At 68.9% G+C, this 21,883-nt stretch carries 19 protein-coding genes, 3 tRNA genes and 1 pseudogene; 13 read left to right on the top strand and 10 right to left on the bottom strand.

Annotated elements, in window-relative coordinates; translation table 11 throughout:
• Positions 1-55: 55 nt before the first annotated feature.
• Positions 56-796 (bottom strand): TVP38/TMEM64 family protein, encoded by a 741-nt coding sequence (locus AC5Y5B_RS01705; RefSeq protein WP_500002985.1) that lies wholly within the window; start codon positions 794-796, stop codon positions 56-58.
• Between the two features lie 125 nt (positions 797-921).
• Between AC5Y5B_RS01705 and AC5Y5B_RS01700 the strand changes: the two genes are divergently transcribed.
• Positions 922-2,040 carry a T6SS phospholipase effector Tle1-like catalytic domain-containing protein gene (locus AC5Y5B_RS01700; RefSeq protein ID WP_500002983.1) on the top strand — a complete coding sequence of 373 codons (1,119 nt, stop codon included), beginning with the start codon at positions 922-924 and terminating at the stop codon, positions 2,038-2,040.
• A 13-nt stretch (positions 2,041-2,053) separates the two neighbouring features.
• Positions 2,054-2,620 (top strand): phospholipase D-like domain-containing protein, encoded by a 567-nt coding sequence (locus AC5Y5B_RS01695; RefSeq protein ID WP_500002981.1) that lies wholly within the window; start codon positions 2,054-2,056, stop codon positions 2,618-2,620.
• On the opposite strand, the gene recD is transcribed toward AC5Y5B_RS01695, so the two are convergent.
• From recD to AC5Y5B_RS01675, 4 genes are read right to left on the bottom strand one after another with little or no spacing between them, the layout of a single operon-like run.
• Positions 2,613-4,310, bottom strand: coding sequence for an exodeoxyribonuclease V subunit alpha (gene recD, locus AC5Y5B_RS01690; RefSeq protein WP_500003798.1), 1,698 nt, complete (start codon positions 4,308-4,310; stop codon positions 2,613-2,615). The two genes, AC5Y5B_RS01695 and recD, sit on opposite strands and share 8 nt — an antisense overlap.
• 11 nt (positions 4,311-4,321) lie before the next feature.
• Complete coding sequence (gene recB / locus AC5Y5B_RS01685) at positions 4,322-7,624, bottom strand: exodeoxyribonuclease V subunit beta (RefSeq protein WP_500002979.1); 3,303 nt, start codon at positions 7,622-7,624, stop codon at positions 4,322-4,324.
• Complete coding sequence (gene recC, locus AC5Y5B_RS01680) at positions 7,624-10,920, bottom strand: exodeoxyribonuclease V subunit gamma (RefSeq protein WP_500002978.1); 3,297 nt, start codon at positions 10,918-10,920, stop codon at positions 7,624-7,626. The genes recB and recC overlap by 1 nt, the downstream gene beginning before the upstream one ends.
• 38 nt (positions 10,921-10,958) lie before the next feature.
• Positions 10,959-11,825: a cyclopropane mycolic acid synthase family methyltransferase gene (locus AC5Y5B_RS01675; RefSeq protein ID WP_500002976.1), complete on the bottom strand. Its 867-nt coding sequence runs from the start codon at positions 11,823-11,825 to the stop codon at positions 10,959-10,961.
• Positions 11,826-12,120: 295 nt separating this feature from the next.
• Between AC5Y5B_RS01675 and AC5Y5B_RS01670 the strand changes: the two genes are divergently transcribed.
• From AC5Y5B_RS01670 to cynS, 3 genes are read left to right on the top strand one after another with little or no spacing between them, the layout of a single operon-like run.
• Positions 12,121-12,636 carry a nitroreductase family protein gene (locus tag AC5Y5B_RS01670; protein ID WP_112632324.1) on the top strand — a complete coding sequence of 172 codons (516 nt, stop codon included), beginning with the start codon at positions 12,121-12,123 and terminating at the stop codon, positions 12,634-12,636.
• Positions 12,637-12,686: 50 nt separating this feature from the next.
• Positions 12,687-13,436 carry a class I SAM-dependent methyltransferase gene (locus AC5Y5B_RS01665; protein ID WP_500002973.1) on the top strand — a complete coding sequence of 250 codons (750 nt, stop codon included), beginning with the start codon at positions 12,687-12,689 and terminating at the stop codon, positions 13,434-13,436.
• 25 nt (positions 13,437-13,461) lie between these two features.
• Positions 13,462-13,917: a cyanase gene (cynS, locus tag AC5Y5B_RS01660; RefSeq protein ID WP_112632325.1), complete on the top strand. Its 456-nt coding sequence runs from the start codon at positions 13,462-13,464 to the stop codon at positions 13,915-13,917.
• Between the two features lie 107 nt (positions 13,918-14,024).
• Here the strand turns inward: cynS and AC5Y5B_RS01655 are convergent, their stop codons facing one another.
• The 5 genes and pseudogenes from AC5Y5B_RS01655 to AC5Y5B_RS01635 form a co-directional block, all read right to left on the bottom strand.
• A complete protein-coding gene (locus AC5Y5B_RS01655) occupies positions 14,025-14,504 on the bottom strand; it encodes a hypothetical protein (protein WP_112632326.1) in 480 nt (159 codons plus the stop codon).
• 2 nt (positions 14,505-14,506) lie between these two features.
• A complete protein-coding gene (locus tag AC5Y5B_RS01650) occupies positions 14,507-16,954 on the bottom strand; it encodes a molybdopterin oxidoreductase family protein (RefSeq protein ID WP_500002971.1) in 2,448 nt (815 codons plus the stop codon).
• 60 nt (positions 16,955-17,014) lie between these two features.
• Positions 17,015-17,710, bottom strand: coding sequence for a crotonase/enoyl-CoA hydratase family protein (locus AC5Y5B_RS01645; protein WP_112632328.1), 696 nt, complete (start codon positions 17,708-17,710; stop codon positions 17,015-17,017).
• Positions 17,707-18,560, bottom strand: a pseudogene (locus AC5Y5B_RS01640) (DUF8453 domain-containing protein). The gene AC5Y5B_RS01645 and the pseudogene AC5Y5B_RS01640 overlap by 4 nt, the downstream one beginning before the upstream one ends.
• A gap of 70 nt (positions 18,561-18,630) precedes the next feature.
• Positions 18,631-19,344 (bottom strand): MBL fold metallo-hydrolase, encoded by a 714-nt coding sequence (locus AC5Y5B_RS01635; RefSeq protein ID WP_112632330.1) that lies wholly within the window; start codon positions 19,342-19,344, stop codon positions 18,631-18,633.
• Positions 19,345-19,421: 77 nt separating this feature from the next.
• On the opposite strand from AC5Y5B_RS01635, the gene AC5Y5B_RS01630 reads away from it, so the two are divergent.
• From AC5Y5B_RS01630 to AC5Y5B_RS01595, 8 genes are all read left to right on the top strand, one after another.
• Positions 19,422-19,628, top strand: a complete 207-nt coding sequence (locus AC5Y5B_RS01630) for a type II toxin-antitoxin system VapB family antitoxin (RefSeq protein WP_112632331.1) — start codon at positions 19,422-19,424, stop codon at positions 19,626-19,628.
• Positions 19,629-19,783: 155 nt separating this feature from the next.
• Positions 19,784-19,856: transfer RNA gene (locus AC5Y5B_RS01625), tRNA-Thr, on the top strand.
• A gap of 51 nt (positions 19,857-19,907) precedes the next feature.
• Positions 19,908-19,981, top strand: a tRNA-Met gene (locus AC5Y5B_RS01620).
• Positions 19,982-20,028: 47 nt separating this feature from the next.
• On the top strand, positions 20,029-20,196 hold the full coding sequence (gene rpmG, locus AC5Y5B_RS01615) for a 50S ribosomal protein L33 (RefSeq protein WP_003898538.1): 168 nt from the start codon (positions 20,029-20,031) through the stop codon (positions 20,194-20,196).
• A 48-nt stretch (positions 20,197-20,244) separates the two neighbouring features.
• Positions 20,245-20,724, top strand: a complete 480-nt coding sequence (gene hadA, locus AC5Y5B_RS01610; RefSeq protein ID WP_112632332.1) for a (3R)-hydroxyacyl-ACP dehydratase subunit HadA — start codon at positions 20,245-20,247, stop codon at positions 20,722-20,724.
• Positions 20,711-21,139, top strand: a complete 429-nt coding sequence (gene hadB / locus AC5Y5B_RS01605) for a (3R)-hydroxyacyl-ACP dehydratase subunit HadB (RefSeq protein WP_067170032.1) — start codon at positions 20,711-20,713, stop codon at positions 21,137-21,139. The genes hadA and hadB overlap by 14 nt, the downstream gene beginning before the upstream one ends.
• Positions 21,140-21,142: 3 nt before the next feature.
• Entirely contained in the window at positions 21,143-21,643 is a 501-nt protein-coding gene (gene hadC / locus AC5Y5B_RS01600) for a (3R)-hydroxyacyl-ACP dehydratase subunit HadC (RefSeq protein WP_112632333.1), read from the top strand.
• Between the two features lie 144 nt (positions 21,644-21,787).
• Positions 21,788-21,860: transfer RNA gene (locus AC5Y5B_RS01595), tRNA-Trp, on the top strand.
• Positions 21,861-21,883 lie beyond the last annotated feature (23 nt).

Below are 21,883 nucleotides of genomic sequence, written 5' to 3'. Positions count from 1 at the left end.
ACGACATCATCGCAGCCACCACCGACAAATCGGGGCCACCCGCGACCGAGATTGGCTAGCGGCCTTGAGGATCGAGCTCCCGGGTTTCGTCGCCCTCGTCGCCCGGGCGTCCGCGCCACTTTCGGTAGCCGCGGTGCGCCGCGAACGCGCCGACGATCGCGCTCACGCACCACACCGCTATCGCCGCGTAGGCCAGCGGCGACGACCGATTCCCGATCGAGGCGCCCAGCGCGGTGTAGGCGAAAGCCCGCGGAGCCGAACCGATGAACGCGCCAACGGCCATCTGCCACACCGGAACTCCGAACGCCCCGAACGCGTACGAGGCGAGCGCGTCGGAGATGCCGGGGACGAAGCGCTGGCCGACGACCGCCCACAGTCCGCCACGCCCGATCAGTGCGTCGATGCGATCGGCCCGGGCGCCGCCCAGCAGTGCGCGTGCGCTGTCGCGACCGGCGCGGCGGCCGACGAAACTCGCGACGATCGCGGTGCCCACGGTCGCGCCCAGCGTCACGAAGACACCCAGTAGCGGACCGAACAGCAACCCACTGCCCGCGGCCAGTATCGAGCCCGGAACGAACAACGCGCCCACCACCGCCGAGACCACCACGTAGGTCAGCGGCGCCGCCGGGCCCGTGGCCGACACCACGCCCCGGATCTCGTCGATGTCGATCACCCGCGCCACGGCCACCAGATAGAAGACCACGGCCAGAAACCCGGCGAACACGGCCAGCCGCACGACGTGGGCCCGTCGCGAACCGGGCCGCGATGCCGATTGGGGAGCGTCGTGGTCGTCCATGTCGACCGCGATTCTTCCGCACCGCCGCGCGCGCACCCCACCCGGCCATTTCGAACACGCCGCGGGGCCGATCGCCGTAGAGTTCGGCATATCGCCGGAGTTGCACCCCGTGAGAGGCGTTCCCGATGACCGAGCGGCCCGAGCCACCGCAAGGCAAGCGGATCGTCGTCTGCCTGGACGGCACCGCCAACCAGATCGGGGCCGGCAATCTCACCAACGTCGCCAAGCTTTTCGAGCTGCTCGACAAGAACGACCCCAGCACGCAGCTGGTCTACTACGACCCCGGAGTGGGCACGCTGGCGCCGGCGGCCGCGCACTCGGCGGTGCGTCGTTCCGTGTCGCTGCTGATCGAGAAGGCGTTCGGCGCGGGCCTGAAAGACAATGTCGCACAGGCGTACCGGTACGTGATGGAGCATTGGCGCCCCGGCGATGCGGTGTACATCTTCGGTTTCAGCCGCGGCGCGTACACGGCGCGCGCCCTGGCGGGCATGCTGCTGCGGCCGGGGCTGATGCGGCCGGGTTCGGAGAACCTGCTGCCGTACGCGATCGAAAAGTACGCCATCAACCGGGATTTCACGCAAGACGAGTTCGACCGGTGGGCCGAGTTCGCCCGCGCGTTCTGCTGGCGCACCGACGGCGAGCCGCTGTTTTCGACCGTGCGCCAGAACAGTCCGAATCAGGTGTGGCGCTACGCGGTGCCGGTGGCCTACCTGGGCCTGTGGGACACCGTCAAGGCGGCCGGCTTCCTGCGGTTCGGCACCCTGAGATGGCCCTATACGCGGTCGCTGCCCAACGCGGCGCGCATCCGCCACGCCGTCTCGATCGACGAGCGGCGCCGGCCCTACCGTGAATATCTCGTCCAACGGCATCCGCAAGGGCTGGAAGAGCGCTGGTTCGCCGGCGTGCACGCCGACGTCGGCGGCACGTTCATGCCGGACCACCGGCTCGCCACGATCGCCCTGAAGTGGATCGTCGACGGGGTCGTCGGCGACCTGGCGATCGACGCGGACGCCTATCGGGCCCAGTGCGCGATGACCGAAGACTTCGCGGGCGCGCCGATCCACAGCAACGGGAAGCTGTGGTACCTGGTCGGTCGCCGGCGCCGGCCGATGGGTCCCGACGCGCTGGTGCAACCGAGCGTGCTGGTGCGCCGACGTGACGATCCGGGCTACCTGCCGGACCTGACCGCCGAGCAGCAACAGCTCAGCGCAGACCCGAAAGACTGGATGTCGCCCGCGTTGTAGAGGAGCAACCGCCATGGCACTGAGTTCGCTGACCGAGCTGGACCAATACAAAGCCGCGCCCTTCCCGCCGGGCTATCCCGACACCACGCGGACGTTCTACAGTCCGGTCGACCGGGTGCACGAAGCGCTCAAGTCCCTGTTGACGTCGGCCAACAAGACCATCGTCGTGGCGATGTACGGATATGACGACGTCGAACTCAACTCGGTGCTCCAGTCGGCGCTGAACGACGAAAAGATCTACGTGCAAATGAGTCTCGATTCCACCCAGGCCGCCGGCAAGGCCGAGCGCGCCCTGCTGGCCCCGTGGCTCAACGACAAGGTCGGCAACAGCATCGCGATCGGTCACAGCGAGAAGTCGGCGATCATGCATTTGAAGATGGTGATCATCGACGGCGTCGACGTCATCACCGGCTCCACGAACTGGTCCACCGGCGGGGAATCCAAGCAGGATAACCAGCTCACCGTGATCCGCGACCCGTATGTGTGCGCCGAGGCCCGCTCGCGGATCGACATCATTCACGACGGCATGCTCAAACAGATGGCCGCGCAGGCCCGATCCGCCGGCCCCGCGCCTAGCTGACCGACCGCAGTCGCTGCCGCAATACGGTGGCCCGCAGCGCCCGGCGCTGGATCGCCGCGCGGACCGATGCCTCGGGGCCCACCACCCGCACCCGGGTCTTCGCGCGGGTCACCGCCGTGTAGAACAGTTCGCGCGTCAGCAGCCGCGAATCCTCCGGCGGTATCAGCACCGTCACCTCCTCGGCCTGGCTGCCCTGGCTCTTGTGGATGGTCATGGCGTGCATGGTCTCCACCTCGCCGAGCCTGCTGGTCGCGAAATCCAGCGGGCCGGTCGCGCCGGCGATGACGGCCCGCAGGCCGTCCGGACCGGCCACCGTCACGCCCGTGTCGCCGTTGTAGAGGCGCAGCCCGTAATCGTTCGCGGTCACCAGCAGGGGACGCCCGGCATACCACTGCGACCACGCGGGCTGGCCGGTCGCTTCGCCAATCCACTTCTGCACCTGGGCATTCCAGTGCGTCGCCCCGTAGGGTCCCTCGCGGTGCGCGCACAACAACCGGTGTTCGTCGAGCGTGGCCAGGGCCTGGGGCACCGCGCCCAGCAACGCGGCCGAGCGCAGCCGCAACGCGTGCGCAACCAGCACCTCACGCAGCCGGTCGGCCGGGCGCTCGGAGTCCACCCACTCGACGTGCTCACCGCCGGCCGCCAACAACTCCAGGACGCGGTCCGCGTCACCGGCCCGGATCACCTCGGCCAGGGCGCCGATCGACGTGCCGTATCGGTGCGGGGTGCGCAGGGCTGCCACCCGGACATCGTCGCGACCGGCCAGCCCGTCCACCAGGTCGGCCAGCACCGCGCCCGCTTCCACCGAGGCCAACTGGTCGGGGTCACCCACCAGGATCAGCCGGGTGTCCGGCCGGACGGCTTCGACCAGCCGGGCCATCATGGTCAACGACACCATCGAGGTTTCGTCGACGACGATGACGTCGTGCGGCAGCCGATTGCCGCGATTGTGCTTGAACCGCACCGACGTATCCGGCCGGGGTCCCAGGAGCCGATGCAGCGTGGTTCCCGCAAGACCCGTCAGCCGCACCCTGTCCGCGGCGGGCAGCTCCTCGATTCCCGTGGCCACCGCCTCGGCGAGCCGGGCCGCCGCCTTGCCGGTCGGTGCGGCCAGCGCGATCCGGGGACGCGGCCGGCCGGCGCGCTCGGCCTGTTCGACCAGCAGGGCGAGCAGGCGGGCGATCGTGGTGGTCTTGCCGGTGCCGGGCCCGCCGGTCAACACGGTCAGCGCCTGCGACACCGCGATCTCGGCGGCGGCCCGCTGCTCGTCGTAGCCCGCCGGGAAAAGCCTGTCGTAGGTGGACGATTCGACGGCGGCCGGCGCCACCGAAAGCGCCAGCAGGTCGGTGCAGACCTGCTCCTCCTCGAGCCAGTACCTGTCGAAGTACAGCAGGTCCCCCAGCAGCCGCAGCACCGGCGGCGTCTGCAGCAGCGCGCTGCCCCGCACCGCCGCCATCCAGTCGTCGGCGTCCGGCCAGGGCAGGTCGGACACGCTCACCTGGGCGGGCACCGCGCGCAGATCGACACACACCGAGCCGCCCCGCAGCGCGCGCACCACCAGGGCGACCGCGAGCGCCACCCGCTCGTCGGGCTCACGGGTGAGTGCGGTAAGCCGTTGCGCCACATGGATATCGGCCGGCTCGAAAACACCGGCATCGCTGAACGTGCGCAGCAGCCCGGTCGCAAACATGGCTTCGATCGTCACGCGGCCGCCCCCCGCGCATCGAGCAGGTCCGACAGCGCCGCGACCAGCGGCCAGGGCGGCCGCCAATCGAAGACGCCCGCCGGATGGCCGTCGAGCACCGGCGTATCGGCACCACACATGCCCCGCAGGAACAGGTACAGGACGCCGCCCAGATGCCGGCCCGGGTCGTAGTCCGCCAACCGCCATCGCAAAAATCGGTGCAGCACAGCGCAATACAACAGCGCCTGCAGCGGATAATCCGAGTGCAACATCGCCTCGGCCATCCGTGACCGGTCGTAGTCGGCGGCGGTCAGCGGCCGCTCCGGGTCCCCGAGCCGGTTGGTCTTGTAATCCACCACCACGAAGCGGTGCCCGGCGCCGTCGGGGACGCGCAGCACGGCGTCGATGGAACCGGTGAGGTATCCGCGCAGCGACTGATCGCCCAGGCCCGGTTCGGCCAGCCGGTCGGCATACGATGCCAGCACGTCACCGGCCGGCAGGTGCTCGCGCAACAGCGGCGCCAGATCCGCCAGCCGCACCTCCGCCGCCGTGGAACGACGATCACCGCCGGCCAGCGGCAACTCAAAGTCCAGCTCGCGCAACCGGTCTGACAATCCGATCTGGCGCAGCGTCATGCCGCCGGTCAGCGCGCCCAGCGGGGTGTCGTGCATCGGCACCATCGCCGCGGCCAGGTCCTCGGGGGCCACGGCGACCGGCCACCACGTCGAATGCGCCCGGATCTGTGACTCCAGCTCGGCGGCCAGATCCGCGGCGAACGGGTCGGCCGTCTCGAGCACGGCGTGCACCAGGGTGCCGAACGTGGCGCCCGCGGGAAGGTCGGCCATCGGCGAGGGTACGTCCGGCCCGGCCACCGCGGACACCAACGGGATCTCGCCGACCTCGTCGTCGAGTTCGCCGATTTCGGGTTCGCTGCTCACCCCGCCGGCTTGCGCCGCCCGGATCAGGCCGGAATAGGAGGTGCGCCGCCACCCGGTGTCGATCCCGCGGTGGAAGTGGCGATTCTCCAGGCGCCCGGGCACCGGCGCGGCGGGCAGCGGCGGGGCCGCCGCCACCACCGACTCCTCGATGACCGGCCCGCCGGCCGCCTCCCACTCGCGCAGCCGGGCCAGGGCGTCGTCGTCGGAGACCTTCGCGGGTTCGCACCGGTCCGGCACCACCGGTTCGCCGGGCCGCCGGCCGCGCAGCAGCCGCGACAGGCCGCCGTTGGGCTCGTAGTACGCCGGTGACCACCACGCCACCACCTGGGACTGCGCCCGGGTGAGTGCGACGTAGGTCAGGCGACTGTCGTCGCTGGCGTCCTCCTTGCGGCCCAGCCGCTCAACGGCTTTGAAGTCGGGGCTGTCCTTGCCCCCGACGTGCAGGCAGCGGGTGCCGTCCTCGTCGTGGAAGAGGACCACGTCGCTGTCCTGGGTGTTGCGGTTGAACGCGAACGGCAGGTACACGATCGGGTACTGCAGGCCCTTGCTGACGAAGACGGTCATGATCTGGACGGCCGCGGCGTCGCTGTCGAGGCGGCGGTTGCGCTCCGGGGCGCCGCTGCGCTCGTCACGCTGCCGGCGCAGCCAATCGCGCAGCGCGGGCAGGCTGTAGTGCTCGCGGTGCGCGACGTCCTGCAGCAGCTGGGTGACGTGCGCCAGGTCGGTCATGTGCCGCTCGCCGCCCCGCCAGGCGAGCACGCGGTTGCCCATGCCCAGCAATTGCGCGGCCTCGAAGATCGCCGCGACGCCGCGTTCACGGGCGTGACCGGCCCACTCCCGCAAGGTTTTCGCGATCCGATCCGTGACCGCGTCCCCGCCGGCGGCCAGCGACTCGGCCGTCTCGCCGAAGAACATCGTCGCCGCGGCCGCGCGCACCATGCCGGGCCGGTGTGGTTGATCGAAGGCCTCCAGCAGGCACAGCCAATCCTCGGCGGCCTCGGAGGTGAACACGTCGGAATTGCCGGTGTAGACCGCGGGAACGCCCGCATCGCAGAGCGCGGTGAAGCAGGCGTGCGCGTCCCGGTGCTTCTCCACGATCACGGCGATGTCGCGGGCCTGCAGCGGTCTCCCCTCGAAGGTGGCACCGCTGGCCAGCAGCGCGCGGATGTCCGATGCCAGGTCCGCGCCGATGTGGTCGCGCACCTGGTCGATCGGCAGGTTCTGCACACCGCGGCGCCCCAACGTCTTTCGCGCCACCACGCGCAGCCGGAACGGCTCGTTGCGCGGCGCACCGGCGAGCCGGTGACCGTGGTGATGCGCGTCCACGTCGTTCACCACGATCGCGGGGTCGCCGAGCTGGGCGCCGCGCAGCACCACCTGCAGGCGCTGCAGCAGCGCGGAATCGCTGCGCCAGTTGGTGTCCAGCGTCTTGCGTTCACCCGCCGTCTCGGCCGCCCGAAGATACGTCACGATGTCACCGCCGCGAAACGCGTAGATCGCCTGCTTCGGATCGCCGATGAGGATCACGGTGGAGCGCCCGCTGAACGCCCGGTCGATGACCTGCCATTGCACCGGGTCGGTGTCCTGGAACTCGTCGACCATCACGATCGGCCAGCGCTGGTGCATGCGCAGCCGGGCGGGGGAGCCGTCGGTGGCCAGCGCGTCCGCCAGCCGGATCAGTAGGTCGTCATAGCCCAGGACGCCCAGCCGGCGCTTGCGCGTATCCAGTTCGGCCAGAACGTCATTGGCGAACCTGAGGCTGACGGCGGCCCGCGAGTCCGGATCCGGGTCGAGCGGGCGCAGCTGGGTCGACGGGTTCTTCACCACCTCGCGTGCCAGCCGCAGCGCCTCGCGGTAGTGCAGCACCGGGTCGTCGCGCTCCTGGCCGAAGTGGGCCAGATACACATCGTCGACGATCTCGGTCACCAGGTCATCGAGGCTGTCGAGCAGCGTCACGCTCGCCGCGGTGTCGCCGGCCACGCCGAGCGAGCGCAACACCAGCTGGCAGAACTGGTGGGTGGTGGCGATCGTCGCCGCGTCGAAACCGGCCAGTGCGTCGCGAAGACGCTGGTGGCGCGCCGCACGCTGCTCGTCGGTGCCGGTGAGCAGGTGCGCGACCACCTGATTGTCGCCGGCGACCGCGGGATCGGCGAAAGCCCTAACGGCGTCCACGATTTGACAGCGGACGCGTTCGCGCAGCTCCTGACTGGCGGCCCGCCCGAAGGTGATGAGCAGCATCTGGTCCAGCGTCGCCGCGCCGTCGGCGATGTACCGCGTGACGAGCCCGGCCAACGCGAAGGTCTTGCCGGTTCCCGCGCTGGCCTCCAGCACGGTGGTGGAGCGCTCGGCCGGCAGCGCACCCAGCAGGTCGAAGCGTTCCATCAGACCGGCCTCCGCTCGGCGCGCAGCATCGGCAGCCAGACCCGGGCCGCGTAGGCGCCGAGCCGGTTGGCCTCGCCGTCGCATTCCTCGCCCGGTCGCACGGGCTGCATCAGCTCGTCGAGCGGCACGCCCCTTCCCCACGCCCGCACGTGGGCCGGGGCCTGGTCCTCACCGGGGAAGCGGTCGCTGGACCTCCATCGGTATCGCGCCTCGGTCACCGGATCCTCGCCGCCGTGCCGGGCGGCCGCCCAGGCGTAAGACGTCTTGATGGGCAAGGGAATCGGTTCACGCCGCCCGGCGTCGTAGATCGCCACCAGCTCGCGCAGTATCTCGGTGGCATCCTCACCCTCGCGCGGCGGCCCCAGGCCCTCCACCCGCGTGGTAGTGCCCCTGCGCATCCGCCCGATGCACACCGCCGCCCAATCGCGCCCGGGATCATGAGCGACCAACGCCAGCAAGGGAATCCACGATTCGAGCAGGTGCTTGCCGTCCAGCCGCGAATACGTCACCGACACCAACCGGTCACCGTACACGGGTGACACCGTGCCGGTGAGGCGCCGCCCGCCGCCGAGATCGACGTCGACGTCGTAGGCGGCGGCGGGGCCGTGGCTTTCCATGTGTCCCAGCGCCTCGAGCGCCAACAGGGCGGCCTGGTCGCGAATCTCCGTGACCTTGCGCCAGCCCAGCTGGCCCGGGGGCAGCGTGCCGCGGCGCCACTCGGCTTGCCGCGCATCGTCGGGCGTCATGCCGCGCAGGATGTCGCCCAGCATCCGGTCGCCGACCGTCCACTCCTCGAGGCCGTCGATGTCGACCGGCATCGTGTCCTGCACGCCGTCGACGTCGTAGGGCAGCGTGAATTCCAACGCGCGAAAGAAGCCCTTGACCGGATCCTTGAAGAAGCCGACCAGGTCGGCGAGGATGACGTCGCCGGCCCGCGGTGCGGGCAGCGGCCCCGAGATGAAGTGCGGTCGTGCGCAGTGGTCGCCGGTGGTCGCGCGCGCCGCGCGCAACACCGTGGGGTCGAAACTGAACGGCACGTCCGGCACCAGCCGGCCGGGGATCACGTTGCGAATGTCGAAGGGCTGCAACGGATGTTCGACGACGATGCGGCCGCGCACCTTGGTCGAGGTGGTCACGTCGAGGGTGTCCAGCAGCTCGGCCAGCGGCACCGCCGGGGGGCGCGGCTGCCCCGAATACTCGTTGGCGCCGGTGTAGGTGATGACCAGTTTCTCGGTGGCCGCGCCGATCGCGTCGAGCAGCAATTGCCGGTCCTCGGAACGGATGTCGCGTTCGCCCGTCATCGGGCAGCGGGCCAGCGCGTCGTCACCGTCGGCGATGCCGAGCCGCGGGAACAGCCCGTCGTCCAGGCCCACCAGGCACACCACCCGGTGTGGCACCGAGCGCATCGGCACCATGGTGCACACCGTCAGGGTGCCGGTGCGGAAGTTGGCCCGCGTCGGGCGACCGGAGAGCCGGCGGGCCAGTAGCGCGCGAACGTCGGCCAGCCGCAGCGGCGTGTCCCCCCGGGATCCGGCGTGCGCGGTGGTCTGGGCGAACTCGCGTTGCAGCTGACCGGTCTGCCAGGCGTCGGCATCGCGGACCCGGGTCAGCATCGTGACACCGTCGGCGAGGGTGGCCAGCCATTCGGTCAGCGGCCGGGCGCCGGCGAGCGAGTCCAGAACGTGCTGCAGCCGCGCGACGAATTCGGCGAACTGGCCGGCCAATTGGACTCGATTGCTGCTGACGTCGTCGAGGGGCAGCGTCGCGTCGATCCACGCGTTCGAATCGTCGGACATCGCGACGCCGGCCAGTATCCGGTCGATGCCGAAACGCCATGTGTTGTGGACGAAATCGACGTGATAGGGCCGGCGATGCTCCTGATCCAACCCCCACCGGATGTTGGCCTGCCGCACCCAGCGGGTGATGGCCTCCAGATCGTCGTCGGTGAACCCGAACAGGGCGCGCACGGGCGGGGCCTGGGCCAGGTTGAGCACCTCACTGGCCGTCACGCGGCCGGCCGCCAGCGCGAGCAGCTGGGCGGCCACCCCGAGCAGCGGATTGGTCTGAATCGGCGAGCGGTCCGCCAGGCGCACGCGCAGCTGGTGGGCGGGATGCGCGCCGTGCACCACGTCGCCCAGGCCGAAGTCGGCCACGATCAGCGGCGCGTAGGTTTCGATGTCCGGGCACATCACCAGGATGTCGCGCGGCTCGAGCGTCGGGTCGTCCTGTAGCAGGCCCAGCAGCACTTCGCGCAGCACGTCGACCTGGCGGGCGGGGCCGTGGCAGTTGTGGATCTGCACCGATCGGTCGTCGGCCGCCAGCGTGCGGCCAACCGGCCGAACGGCGTTGGCGGCGATGTCGGATTGCAGCCAGCCCAGCAGCGTGTCCGGGCGGACGTGCCCAACCAGATAATCGTCGGTCGCGGCGTCGGCCGGCAGACTGCGTTGCAGCTCACGCAGGTCTCGTCCCAGCGTGGCGAGCAGCGGATGGGACACCGCGCGATGGCTGACGTCGTCGCGCCGCGGAATGGCGCCGTGTGCGCCGGCCAGCGCGCGCCACAGCGCGTCACTGGGGTGCGGTAGCCACAGATGCAGCTCGTGGTGGGCGGCCACCGCCTCCAGCAGCTCGACATCGGTGCGGGTCAATCGGGTGTGCCCGAACAGCGACAGCCGCGGCGGCAGCTCGCTGGGCCCTGCTCGCAGCCGCGCGATTGTCGTGGCGTGGCGGATGTGCGGCGGGTCGGCGGCGACCCGCGCGACCAGCGCCCGCCACAACTCGGGCTGCCAGCGCAGGTCCTCGTCGAGATCGCCGAGGTTCCCGTCGGCCCAGTCGACGAGGAGTTGCGGGCGTTGGCGGGCGTAGGAGTCGAACAGGCCGGCGAGCCGGCGCGCGACCTCGTATCGCCTGCCCCGGCGCAGCTCGGCCTCCGCGCCGGTGTGGAAGTGACCGACATGGGATGCCAGCGTGCGGCACCACGGTTCGTCCAGCGAGCAGTCGATGGCCTCCAGCAGGGGCCAGACCATGGCGTCCGGCGACCACGGATCGTTCTCGGCCGTGCCGGTCAGCTCGGCGATCAACGAGCCAGGGCTGCGGAACGCGACTCCGGCGCACACCCCGTCGCCGCCGCGCGCCCCCAGCACGTGGGACAGCCGCTGGCTCAGCCAGCGCTCCACGCCGCGCGCCGGCACCACGACGAGTTCGGTGGCGAACGGGTCGGGCAGCGGGTCGGCCAGCACGGCGCCGAGACCGTCGGCCAACAGATCGGTGCGCTCGGCGCGGTGCAGATGAAGCGGCATTGCGGTGTCACGATAAACCCCGACACCGACGCGGAGCTCTACTTCGCCAGCGTGAACTGGTTGACGTCGATGTATCCGGCCCGGAACGCGTCGGCGCAGCCCGTCAGGTACCGCATGTAGCGCTGGTAGACCTCTTCGGACTGGATCTCGACGGCCTCGCGATGGTGCGCCTGCAACGCCTCGGCCCAGCAGTCGAGCGTGCGGGCGTAGTGCAGCCGCAACGACTGCCTGCGTTTGAGGTTGAAGCCCATCTTCGAGGCGTGGAACTCCACGATCTCGATGGCCGGCAACTGGCCGCCCGGGAAGATCTCGGTGGCGATGAACTCGTTGAAGCTCGTCTGCTCCTCGGTCATCGGCAGGTCACGCTCGACGATCTGCTGCGGGGTCAGCATGGTGATGGTGTGCAACAGCATCACCCCGTCCTCGGGCAGGGTGCGGTGGGCCATTGCGAAGAAGTCGTCGTAGCGGTCGTACCCGAAATGCTCGAACGCGCCGATGGAGACGATCCGGTCGGCGGGCTCGTCGAACTCTTCCCAGCCGTGCAGCAGCACCCGCTTGCTGCGTTGGGTGTCCAGCGAATCGAAGAGCTTCTGTACGTGCGCGGCCTGGTGCTCGGACAGGGTGAGGCCGATGACGTTGACGTCGTAGTTTTCCACCGCGCGGCGCATCGTGCCGCCCCAGCCGCACCCGATGTCCAGCAGCGTCATGCCCGGCCGCAGGCCCAACTTGCCCAGCGAGAGGTCCATCTTGCGCAGTTGCGCCTCTTCCAGCGATATGTCCCGGTTGCGATCCCAGTACGCGCAGCTGTAGGTCATGGTGGGGTCGAGGAACAACCGGAAGAAGTCGTCGGACAGGTCGTAATGGGCCTGTACCTCTTCGAAGTGCGGCGTCAGGTGCTCTGCCACGGCGGCTACCCGCCTTTCTGAATTGGGGCCATTCGGTTGTTCACGAGCGGGCCGCGCATTTGGTTCACCCCGGCTTCCCGCAAACGCGGTAGTCAAACCGGCCGGCCGGCCACCCCGGCGGTGACCGGCTCGCCGGAAGACCGTGTTGAGCTGTGGCCCAAGGTGTTTGGCTGCGTTGGCACCCGCGCACTCACATCTACGGGGCTAGACTGCGGGCGAACGCGCAATCGCGACCTGGGAATTCAGCAGATCCTACGCCGGTTGATGCGCGAAAACAGTTACTGGAGGGAACCAGATGCAAGCGTGGGAGGCGATCTGCGCACGGCGCAATGTCCGCGAGTATCAGCCGAAGCCGATACCGGCCGAGGACCTGGACCGCATCGCCGAAGCCGGCTGGCGCGCGCCCTCGGCGAAGAACCGGCAGCCGTGGGACTTCGTCATCGTCACCGACCGCAACCAGCTGGCCGAGCTGTCCACGGTCTGGCGGGGCGCCGGTCACATCGCCGGGGCGGCGGCCGCGATCGCCATCGTGGTCCCGGTGCCGCCCGACGAGCGCCGGGTGGTCACGGACAACTACGACGTCGGCCAGGCCACCATGGCGATGATGATCGCTGCCACCGACCTGGGGATCGGGACCGGTCATTCGTCGGTGGGCGACCAGGACAAGGCGCGCGCGATCCTGGGCGTGCCCGACGAGTACCTGGTGGCTTTCCTGCTCGGGGTGGGCTATCCCGCCGATCGCCCGCTGACGCCGATCCGTAGACCGAACCGGCGCCCGTTCGCCGAGGTGGTGCACCACGGCCGCTGGTGAAGGCGGTGTGAAAACCCTTCGGCGCCTTGTGGAGTCGTAAGATGATCGGCGTGCATGATCATCGGGGCGATTACGGAGTCGACGGTTCGTTTCACACCGTGTCGCCGCGCGCGCAGGCGGTAGGTATCGGTGCTGCGGCCGCCGGCCTGGCCGTGTTCGCGGGAATCAGCTGGGCGCGCGGCAGGCGGCTCAGGGCGGCGCTGGCCGCGGTGTCGTCCGCCGGTGTCGCGGGCGCCGTCGTCCTGTACATGTACGCCACCCGCGCCGGGAAATTCGTTGTCTGGGATCGGGTCCTGCGCGACCTGCGGCTCGCGGGCGATGAAACCGTGCTCGACCTCGGCTGTGGTCGCGGCGCGGTGTTGCTGGCGGCAGCCAAGCGGCTGCCGCGGGGCCGGGCGATCGGCGTCGACCTGTGGCAGGCCGACCAGACGGACAATTCCGAGCGGGCCACGCTGGCCAACGCGGTGGCCGAAGGCGTCGCCGATCGCATCGAGTTGCACACCGCCGACATGACGGCGCTGCCCCTCGCCGACGAAAGCGTCGACGTGATCGTCAGCAACCTGGCCATCCACAACATCCCCGGCCGCGCCGGCCGGCGCCGGGCGCTCGATGAGGCCGCGCGCGTGCTGCGGCCGGGCGGGCGGCTCGCCATCGCCGACCTGTGGGAGACGCGCCAGCACGCCGCCCGGCTGCGCGAACTCGGCTGGCACAACGTGCGGCGCCGCAATCTCGGCTGGCGCATGTGGTACGGCGGCCCCTGGTTCTCCACCCGCTTGGTCACCGCCACCAAGCCGGAATGAGCCCGGGCGGGCATGCTTGAGGGCTATGAACAGAACCGAGATCACCGAACAGGTCGTTGCAGCCCGGCTCCGTCAGGGGTTGACGTGGCAGGAGCTGGCCGACGCGATCGACCGGCCGGTGCTGTGGACCACGGCCGCGCTGCTCGGCCAGCATCCGATTCCGGTGGAGCAGGCCAAGGTTCTGGTCGAGAAGTTGAAGCTCGACGCGTCCGCGGTGCCGGTGCTGGCGGCGCCGCCCATGCGCGGGGGACTGCCCGCCGCGGTCCCGACGGACCCGACCGTCTACCGCTTCTATGAGGCCCTACAGGTCTACGGCGGCGCGCTCAAAGAGGTGATCGCCGAACAGTTCGGCGACGGGATCATGAGCGCCATCAACTTCAGCGTGGACGTGCAGAAGAAGCCGCACCCGTCCGGCGATCGCGTGGTGGTGACGTTCGACGGGAAGTTCCTTCCCTATCAATGGGTTGCGGCCGACGACTGACACGGCGTCGCGGTGAAGTGACGGCGCGTCGCGCACGTGTCAGACTGGCCGTCGAGGAGGCGAAGGGAACGCGGTGGCGGCCATGGGCGGTCACCGCGTTCGCTGTCTCAGTTCATCAAGACTTGCGGGGACAGCTCTTTGAGCATCGCGTTCGCCCAGCGCATCTGGCGCAAGGTCTCGGGGTGGCACCGCGACGTCAGGTCCAGCAACTCGGAGTCCTTGGCGGCCTGTGCGCCCTGGGCCAGCAGCTCCCAATCGAGCGACACCCCGGCCGACAGCCGGTGAATCCGGCGCAGGTCGGCAAGCAGCGCCAGCGCGGGTTCGGGCCGGTGCCGCAGCAGGCCGCTCATCCGCGATTGCACAAGCCCGGTGATGGCCCCGGTGCGCGGGTCGGCCGACAGGCGCAGGCCGTAGTGGCGGCCGTGCCGCGCCAGTTCGCTGATGTGCTGCTGCGACCAGCCGGCCATGTCGCGCGCCAGGTGGCAGATGTCCTGATCGCTGTGGTGGCGGGCGGCCATCACGTTGAGCCGATGGGCCAGCTTGCGTTCGGAGCGGTGCAGCTCGCGGATCGCCAGTTTCAGTTTCATGATCAGCTCCGGCTCGACACGACTTCGGTGACGCCAGCCAGCGCGCCGCCCTCGGTCGCGGGGACCGAGCCGTTGACCGGAGCGGACGCGGCGGTGGTCGGTGCGTATCCGGCGCCGTTGCGTTCGGGCCGCCCCGCGCGAGCCTTGCGCAGCCGGGCGGCGGCCGTCTTGTAGATCGGCTGCTTGGACACCGGATCCCAGTCGGTGAGCGTCATCTCGTTGCCGGCCCGATGATGAGCCTGGCCGCCGGTGTCCCAGTAGCCGTAGTGGAAGGGCACGAACAGCACTCCGTCGCGGATGCCGCAGATACGCGCGGCGCCCACGACGCAGCCGCGTGGTGTGCTCACCTCGACGAGATCACCCTCCCGGATGTCCAGGCGGCGCGCGTCGCGGTCCGACACCTCGACCCACACGTCGGGCGCGGCCCGCTGAAGTTGTTGCGCGCGAGCGGTTTTGGTGCGGGTGTGGAAGTGGTAGACGGTGCGGCCGGTGATCAACGCGAACGGGAACTCCGCGCTGGTCCGCTCGTGCGGGGGCACGTATTGGGCCGCCTTGATGATCGCCTTGCCGAAGGGGTTCGTCGAGCGGTATTCGTCGGGTTGCAACGGGGCGCCGGTGATCAGGTCTTTGCCGTAGGCCTCGCAGGAGTCCGGTGCCGCCCAGAATTTCGCGTCGGCGTACAGCCGTTCGGTGCCGTCGGGATGCTCTGCGTTGCACGGCCATTGAATGCCGCTGCCGCCGCGCAGCTTCTCATAGGTCAGGCCGGTGTAGTCGCACGGCCGGCCCTCGGAGCATTCCTTCCACGCCTCGAACGCCGACTCCGGGTCCGTCCAGGGCGGGAACGGCCGGCCGTCTTTGTCGCGGAAGTCCATCCGCCGCGCGTAGTCCAGGAAGATATCGAGGTCGCTGCGCGCGGAACCCGGTGGCTCCACGGCCTTTTCGGACAGGTGCACGGTCCGGTCGGCGTTGGTGAAGGTGCCCGTCTTCTCGGCCCACGCCGCGGCGGGCAACACCACGTCGGCCAGCGCGGCGGTCTCGGTCATGAAGATGTCCTGCACGATGAGGAACAGCCGTTCCTGCGAGAGTATGTCGCGGATCCGCGGCAGCTCCGGCAGCGACACCGCCGGATTGGTGGCGGTCACCCACAGCATCTGCATCGTGCCTTCCTCGGCGAAGCGGAACATCTGCATGGCGTGCGTGGGCGGACCGTAGTGCGGAATCTGCAGGGGCTCGAGGTTCCACAGCTTCGCCAGTTCGGCGACGTGGGAGTCGTTGGACCAGTTGCGGAAGCCGGCCAGGTCCCCGTCGGCGCCGCACTCGCGGGTGTTCTCCGCGGTCGGCTGCCCGTTCATCTGCAGCAGGCCGCAGCCCGGCTTGCCCAGCATGCCGCGCACCAGGTGAATGTTGTTGACCTGCACGGCCGCCGCGGTGGCCTGGTGGGATTGGTAGAAGCCTTGCAGCACGGTGGACATCAACCGCTCGGCCGTGCCGAGCAGGCGCGCCGCATGCCGGATGTCGTCGGTGGACACACCGCAGATCTTGGCCACCCGCTCGGGGGGAAACTCGTCGACCCGGCCGCGCAGTTCGTCGAAACCCACTGTGTGCGAGTCGATGTAGTCCTGATCGATCCAGCCGTGGCCGATGATCTCGTGCAGCAGGCCGTTCATCAACGCGACGTTGGTGCCCGGCAGCGGCGCCAGGTGGACCGTGGCGTGCCGGGCCACGGGCGTGAGCCGGGGGTCGACGCAGATGATCGCCGGCGGCGAGTCGCCGGCCAGCCGGTCCAGCATCCGGGCCCACAGCACCGTCTGCGTCTCGGCGACGTTGTGCCCGAACAGCGCGATGACGTCGGCGTGGTCGACATCGGTGTAGGACCCCGGCTGCCCGTCGCAGCCGAAGGACTCCTTGAGCGCCTCGGCCGCCGTCGCGGTGCACAGCCGGGTGTTGCCGTCGACGTGGTTGGTGCCGATCGCGCCGTGCGCGATGGCCCCTTGGGTGTAGTAGGCCTCGGCGAACAGCTGCCCGGACGTGTAGAAGCCGATCGAGCTGGGGCCGTAGCTGTCGAGTAGGTGCCTGGTGTGGTCGACGATCCGTTGCATGGCGGTATCCCAGTCGCACGGCGTCAGCTCGCCGCGGACCCTGACCATCGGTGTGGTGAGCCGGTCGGCGGAACCGTTGGCCTGCCAGCCGAACAGATCCTTGGGATCGAGCCGCCCGTGATTGACCCGGTCGACGGCGCGTCCGCGCACCCCCACGATCCGACCGTCCTTCACGGCGATGTCCAGTCCGTCGCCGTTGGAATGCAACACCGCGGCGGACTGCACCCAGCGGTCCACCGACTCGGCGGCCACCCCGTCAGCCAGGTAGGTATCGACGCGTTCCGGCCACCGCGTGCCGGGTCCGTACGGGGTCCGCGTCCCCCAGGGGTCGGCGATGCGATCTATGGCCATTCCGGTGACTTCCCCGGCAGGGGCCCGCGAAACCGATTCGGGCGGACGCCCCTTGGCGGATCACACGCCGAATTCGGCTTCGATCCCGTCGATGCCGGCGCGGATGGCCGCCAGGGCGTCGGCGCGGGTGCGCAGTTTGGTGGCGGCGTGCGCGCGCTGATGCAGGCCGGCGAACTCCCGTGCGGCCTCCTCGGCGCGGTCGACCACCACCTCGGGCAGCACGATCTCGTCGATAAAGCCTGCGGCGAGGGCGGTTTCACCGAAGAAGGTCTTGGCCAGCCCGCTGGCTTGCTGGTAGGCCGACGGAGTCAGCCGCAGCTTCATGATCTCTAGGGCGGCGTAGGGGATGACCATGCCGATCGCGACCTCGTTGGCCTGGATGTTGTAGGCGTGCGCGGCGATTCGGTGATCGCCCGCGGACAACAGGAACGCCCCCATCGCGATGGCGTGGCCGGTGCAGGCCATCACCACCGGCTTGGGATGGGACAGCAGGCGATGCGCCAGCTCGAATCCGCCGCGCAGCATGTCGATCGCGGGCTGCACCTCGCCGGAGGTGAGGATCTTCAGGTCGAAGCCCCCGCTGAACACCCGCTCGTTCCCGGTGATCACCAGCGCCCCGGCGTCGTCCGCCTCGGCCCGGTCGATCGCGTCGTTCAGGGCGTGCTGCATGGTCGGGCCCAGCGCATTGACCTTGCCGTCGTCCATCTTGATGACGGCGATGGAGTCTTTGGTGCTGTAGTGGACCGGGGCGGTCATCGGTGGCTCCTTGCCGTCAGGCGGGCTGGCTGTGGTGTTTGCCCAGGTCGTCTTCGGCGTTGCTCCAGCGCAGGCTGACATCGGTGGGTTCGTCGAGTTGGCGGGTGCGCCATCTGTCTTGGGTTTCGCGGACCGCGGCGTTGATCCGCTCGATCTCGCTGCGGAAGACCTCCGGCCGGGTCTCCTTGCTGGCGTAGTGGAAATAGGTCAGCAGGCCGCGCAGCAGCTCCAGCTTCTCCTTCTCCCGCTTCGCCAGGTCATGGGTGGTCATCAGCTCGATGCGCTGGACGGGCGGCAGGGCGTCCCAGTCCAGCACGACGTCGGTCTGCAGCGGCGAACGCTCGCGCTGCCAGAACCGCCGGCCGCGCGGCGCAGCGGGCCGGTCGTAATAGGTCACGGTGCCGGTGAAGCAGGATTCGATGCCGCTGCCGATCTCGGCGCGGTCGAGCGCGGAATCCCACACCATGCGCCATTCCTGGCCGGGGGCCAGCGTCGGCAGCTCCCGGGGGAGTCGCAGTTCGACGACGTCGGCGTAGCCGTCGGTGGCGTTCTCGTATTCGGCCACCGTGGGGGGATTGTCGAAGGAGAAGCTGATGTCGTAGGCGGCGGTCCGGCCGAAATTCCGGACCACCAGCTCGATCACGTGCCAGTCGGCCGAATGCGGCTCCATGAACATCGTGACGTGCGGGCGGGTCTGCTCGGCCGCAGCGCGGCGATGGCGGTTGAGCTGGCTGTTGGTGAAGACCAGCGCGACGACGGCCAGGACGATCGCCGCCCACGCTGCCCACGCAATCCAGGTGCTGGACCCGACGTGCGTGACATCATGCCAGCTGTCCTGGATCCAACCCATGGAATCCACCCCCCGCTTATATCACAGAAGGCGGCCGCGGGATGGCCATCACCCAGCGATCGCGGGGCGCTCAGCCGCCCATCAGCATCCGCCATTGGTCAAGGTCGGCGGCCCGATACACGTAGTTGGAGCGCTTGACCTCCGAGAGCGAGGCGCTGGGCTCCGCCGAATACCAATGGCCCGGGAACACGGTCGGGTCACCGGGCAGGGTCGCTAGCCGTTGCAGGCTGCGGTACATCTCGTCGGAGTCCCCGCCGGGGAAGTCGGTGCGCCCGCAGCCGTCCAAGAACAGCGTGTCACCGGCGACCAGGCGGCCGTCGAGCAGGAAGCACTGGCTGCCCGGGGTGTGGCCGGGGGTGTGCAGCAACTCGATCTCGATGTCGCCGATGCTCACCTTGTCGTGGTTCTCATGGGAGGTCAGGTCGCTCAGGCTTATCCCGGTGACGCGCGAAACCCACAGTGCCTCATGGGTATTGACGTGCACGGGCACCGGTGCGCGCTCCAGCAGTTCGGCCAGGCCCGCCAGCGCGAAGCCCATCATGGATCCCCCGACGTGGTCGGGGTGGTGATGGGTCACCAGCACCCCCGACAGGTGCATGCCGTCGGCCTCGAGCGCGTCGAGCAGATCGCCGGCGGCGTACGCCGGGTCGACGACGACGCAGTCGCCGGTTTGCCGGTCGCCGATCAGGTAGGCGAAGTTGCGCATCTGCGTCGCCATCATGTCGCCGGCGGCGAAGTCGCGACCTGAGAGCAGTTGACGAAAGTACAGCCGGTCCTCTGGCACGTGACCAGACTAGGACCTCGGCCGACGCCGCCGTTTCGGGCCCGATTCGGCCGGTACCCAGTGGGTATTGTTGGCGCATGAAGAAGAAGGTTGAAATCGAGCTCGACGTCGATCTGGTCGACGAGGCGATCCGCCGATTTCATCTCCTCGACGCGCGCGAGGCCGTCAACCTCGCGTTGCGGACCCTGCTCAACAACGGCGATTCCGTCGAGCAGGACGACGAGTACGACGAGTTCAGCGACCTCAACGCCTGGCAGCCCGGGCACCGGGTCGACGGCGGCTGAAGTTTGCCGCGCGCGGAGCAATCCCCGCCCGAGCCCGCGATTTCCTATCGACCCGCGCCCGACGGCGCTTCCGTCACCCGTGGTTTGGTGCGGCTGCAAGCCAGGCTGTACCCTCTTTTAGGCCCGCGCGGAGCAGATCGCTGCGGGTCAGAACGGCCCCCTTAGCTCAGTCGGTAGAGCGTTTCCATGGTAAGGAAAAGGTCAACGGTTCGATTCCGTTAGGGGGCTCGGCGGACGCCGAGCAGGCGTGGCGGCCCCGACCCAAACGGGGTGGCCAGAGGCGATGTAGCTCAGTCGGTTAGAGCGAACGACTCATAATCGTTAGGTCGCCGGTTCGAGTCCGGCCATCGCTACAACACAACAGCACAGCTTTATTTTCAGGAATTGAGAGAGAACCGTCATGGCTTCCAGTACCGATGTGCGGCCGAAGATCACTTTGGCATGCGAGGTGTGCAAGCACCGCAACTACATCACCAAGAAGAACCGCCGCAACGACCCGGACCGACTGGAGCTGAAGAAGTTCTGCCCCAACTGCGGTAAGCACCAGGCACATCGGGAGACACGCTAGCGGCCACCCGCGGGCGTCTCATCCGATTGACTAGGTAGTTTAAGAATCGTGCCGCTAAGTTCAAGCATCGTCGGGATGCACTATCGCTACCCGGATCATTACGAGATCGAGCGGGAGAAGATCCGGGAATACGCGACGGCCGTGCAAAACGACGACGTCTGGTACTTCGAGGAGAAGGCGGCCGCCGAACTCGGCTACAACGGCCTGCTCGCCCCGCTGACGTTCGTCTCCGTCTTCGGCTACCAGGCCCAGACGGCCTTCTTCGAGTACGCCAACGTCGCCGTCCAGGACGCACAGGTCGTCCAGGTCGACCAGGTGCTCAAGTACTTCGCCCCGCTCGTGGCCGGGGACAAGCTTTACTGCGACGTGTATGTGGACTCGGTGCGTGTGTCGCACGGCACCCAGCTCATCGTCACCAAGAATGTCATCAGCAACGAAGCCGGTGACGTCGTGCAAGAGACCTACACGACCCTGGCGGGCCGTGCCGGCGAGGATGGAGAAGAGGGATTTTCTGATGCCACTGCGTGAGTTCAGCTCCGTGAAGGTGGGTGACCAACTTCCCGAGAAGACCTACCCGCTGACCCGACAGGACCTGGTGAATTACGCGGGCGTCTCCGGCGACTTGAACCCGATCCACTGGGACGACGAAATGGCCAAGGTCGTCGGCCTCGACACCGCGATCGCGCACGGCATGTTGACCATGGGCATCGGTGGCGGCTACGTCACGGCATGGATCGGCGACCCCGGCGCGGTGACCGAGTACAACGTGCGGTTCACCGCCGTGGTGCCGGTGCCCAACGACGGGAAGGGCGCCGAGCTGGTCTTCAGCGGCCGGGTCAAGTCCGCCGATCCCGAGACCAAGTCCGTGACCATCGCGCTCACGGCTACCACCGGCGGCAAGAAGATCTTCGGCAGGGCCATCGCGTCCGCAACCCTGGCGTAGCCCATGGCGCTCAAAACAGACATCAGGGGGATGATCTGGCGCTACCCGGACTACTTCGTTGTGGGGCGGGAACAACTGCGCCAGTTCGCCCTGGCCATCAAGAACCGGCACCCGGCCCACTTCGAGGAAGACGCCGCCGCCGAACTCGGCCACGAAGCGATCATCGCGCCGCTCACGTTCGGGACCATCTTCGCCAAGCTGGTCCAGCTGGATTTCTTCCGGCACGTCGACATCGGCATGGAGACGCTGGTGATCGTCCAGGTCGACCAGCGGTTCGTGTTCGCCAAGCCGATCAAGGCCGGCGACAAGCTGTGGGCCCGCATGGACGTCGTGTCGGTGGACGAGCGTTTCGGCGCCGACATCGTCGTCACCAAGAACATCTGCACCAACGAGCGGGACGAGGTCGTCCTGGAGGCTTACACCACGCTGATGGGCCAGTACGCCGACAACTCCGAGAACCTGCGCTGGGACCCGGACTCCGGCCAGGTCGTCAGAACGGCGTAATTAGTATCTGACTCTCGCGTCGTTGTACACTCGGTCCTCGGGGTTTTCCCAGCATTAGCGCGCTTTCCGTGAGTCGAGCGATCGGAAGGCGCGCGTGTCATGTAAGCCCCGGTAGGTAAGCGCAGGTTGGCCTGCCAACCGCGAAGGGGCGTAGCTCAACTGGCAGAGCAGCGGTCTCCAAAACCGCAGGTTGCAGGTTCAAGTCCTGTCGCCCCTGCTAATGGCGAACGTCCTGGCATG

Source organism: Mycobacterium sp. NGS33, assembly GCF_059812885.1.
Note: the sequence above shows the minus strand (reverse complement) of the source record. Positions and strands in the feature narration are given on the sequence as shown.

Bases quoted from the DNA above. Each gene is read 5' to 3' on its own strand.
- hadB (WP_067170032.1), top strand. From the start codon at position 20,711: ATGCCACTGCGTGAGTTCAGCTCCGTGAAGGTGGGTGACCAACTTCCC.
- recB (WP_500002979.1), bottom strand. From the start codon at position 7,624: ATGGAACGCTTCGACCTGCTGGGTGCGCTGCCGGCCGAGCGCTCCACC.
- AC5Y5B_RS01650 (WP_500002971.1), bottom strand. From the start codon at position 16,954: ATGGCCATAGATCGCATCGCCGACCCCTGGGGGACGCGGACCCCGTAC.
- AC5Y5B_RS01645 (WP_112632328.1), bottom strand. From the start codon at position 17,710: ATGACCGCCCCGGTCCACTACAGCACCAAAGACTCCATCGCCGTCATC.
- AC5Y5B_RS01655 (WP_112632326.1), bottom strand. From the start codon at position 14,504: ATGAAACTGAAACTGGCGATCCGCGAGCTGCACCGCTCCGAACGCAAG.
- AC5Y5B_RS01630 (WP_112632331.1), top strand. From the start codon at position 19,422: ATGAAGAAGAAGGTTGAAATCGAGCTCGACGTCGATCTGGTCGACGAG.
- rpmG (WP_003898538.1), top strand. From the start codon at position 20,029: ATGGCTTCCAGTACCGATGTGCGGCCGAAGATCACTTTGGCATGCGAG.
- recD (WP_500003798.1), bottom strand. From the start codon at position 4,310: ATGTTTGCGACCGGGCTGCTGCGCACGTTCAGCGATGCCGGTGTTTTC.
- AC5Y5B_RS01670 (WP_112632324.1), top strand. From the start codon at position 12,121: ATGCAAGCGTGGGAGGCGATCTGCGCACGGCGCAATGTCCGCGAGTAT.
- AC5Y5B_RS01705 (WP_500002985.1), bottom strand. From the start codon at position 796: ATGGACGACCACGACGCTCCCCAATCGGCATCGCGGCCCGGTTCGCGA.
- recC (WP_500002978.1), bottom strand. From the start codon at position 10,920: ATGCCGCTTCATCTGCACCGCGCCGAGCGCACCGATCTGTTGGCCGAC.
- AC5Y5B_RS01695 (WP_500002981.1), top strand. From the start codon at position 2,054: ATGGCACTGAGTTCGCTGACCGAGCTGGACCAATACAAAGCCGCGCCC.
- AC5Y5B_RS01700 (WP_500002983.1), top strand. From the start codon at position 922: ATGACCGAGCGGCCCGAGCCACCGCAAGGCAAGCGGATCGTCGTCTGC.
- hadC (WP_112632333.1), top strand. From the start codon at position 21,143: ATGGCGCTCAAAACAGACATCAGGGGGATGATCTGGCGCTACCCGGAC.
- cynS (WP_112632325.1), top strand. From the start codon at position 13,462: ATGAACAGAACCGAGATCACCGAACAGGTCGTTGCAGCCCGGCTCCGT.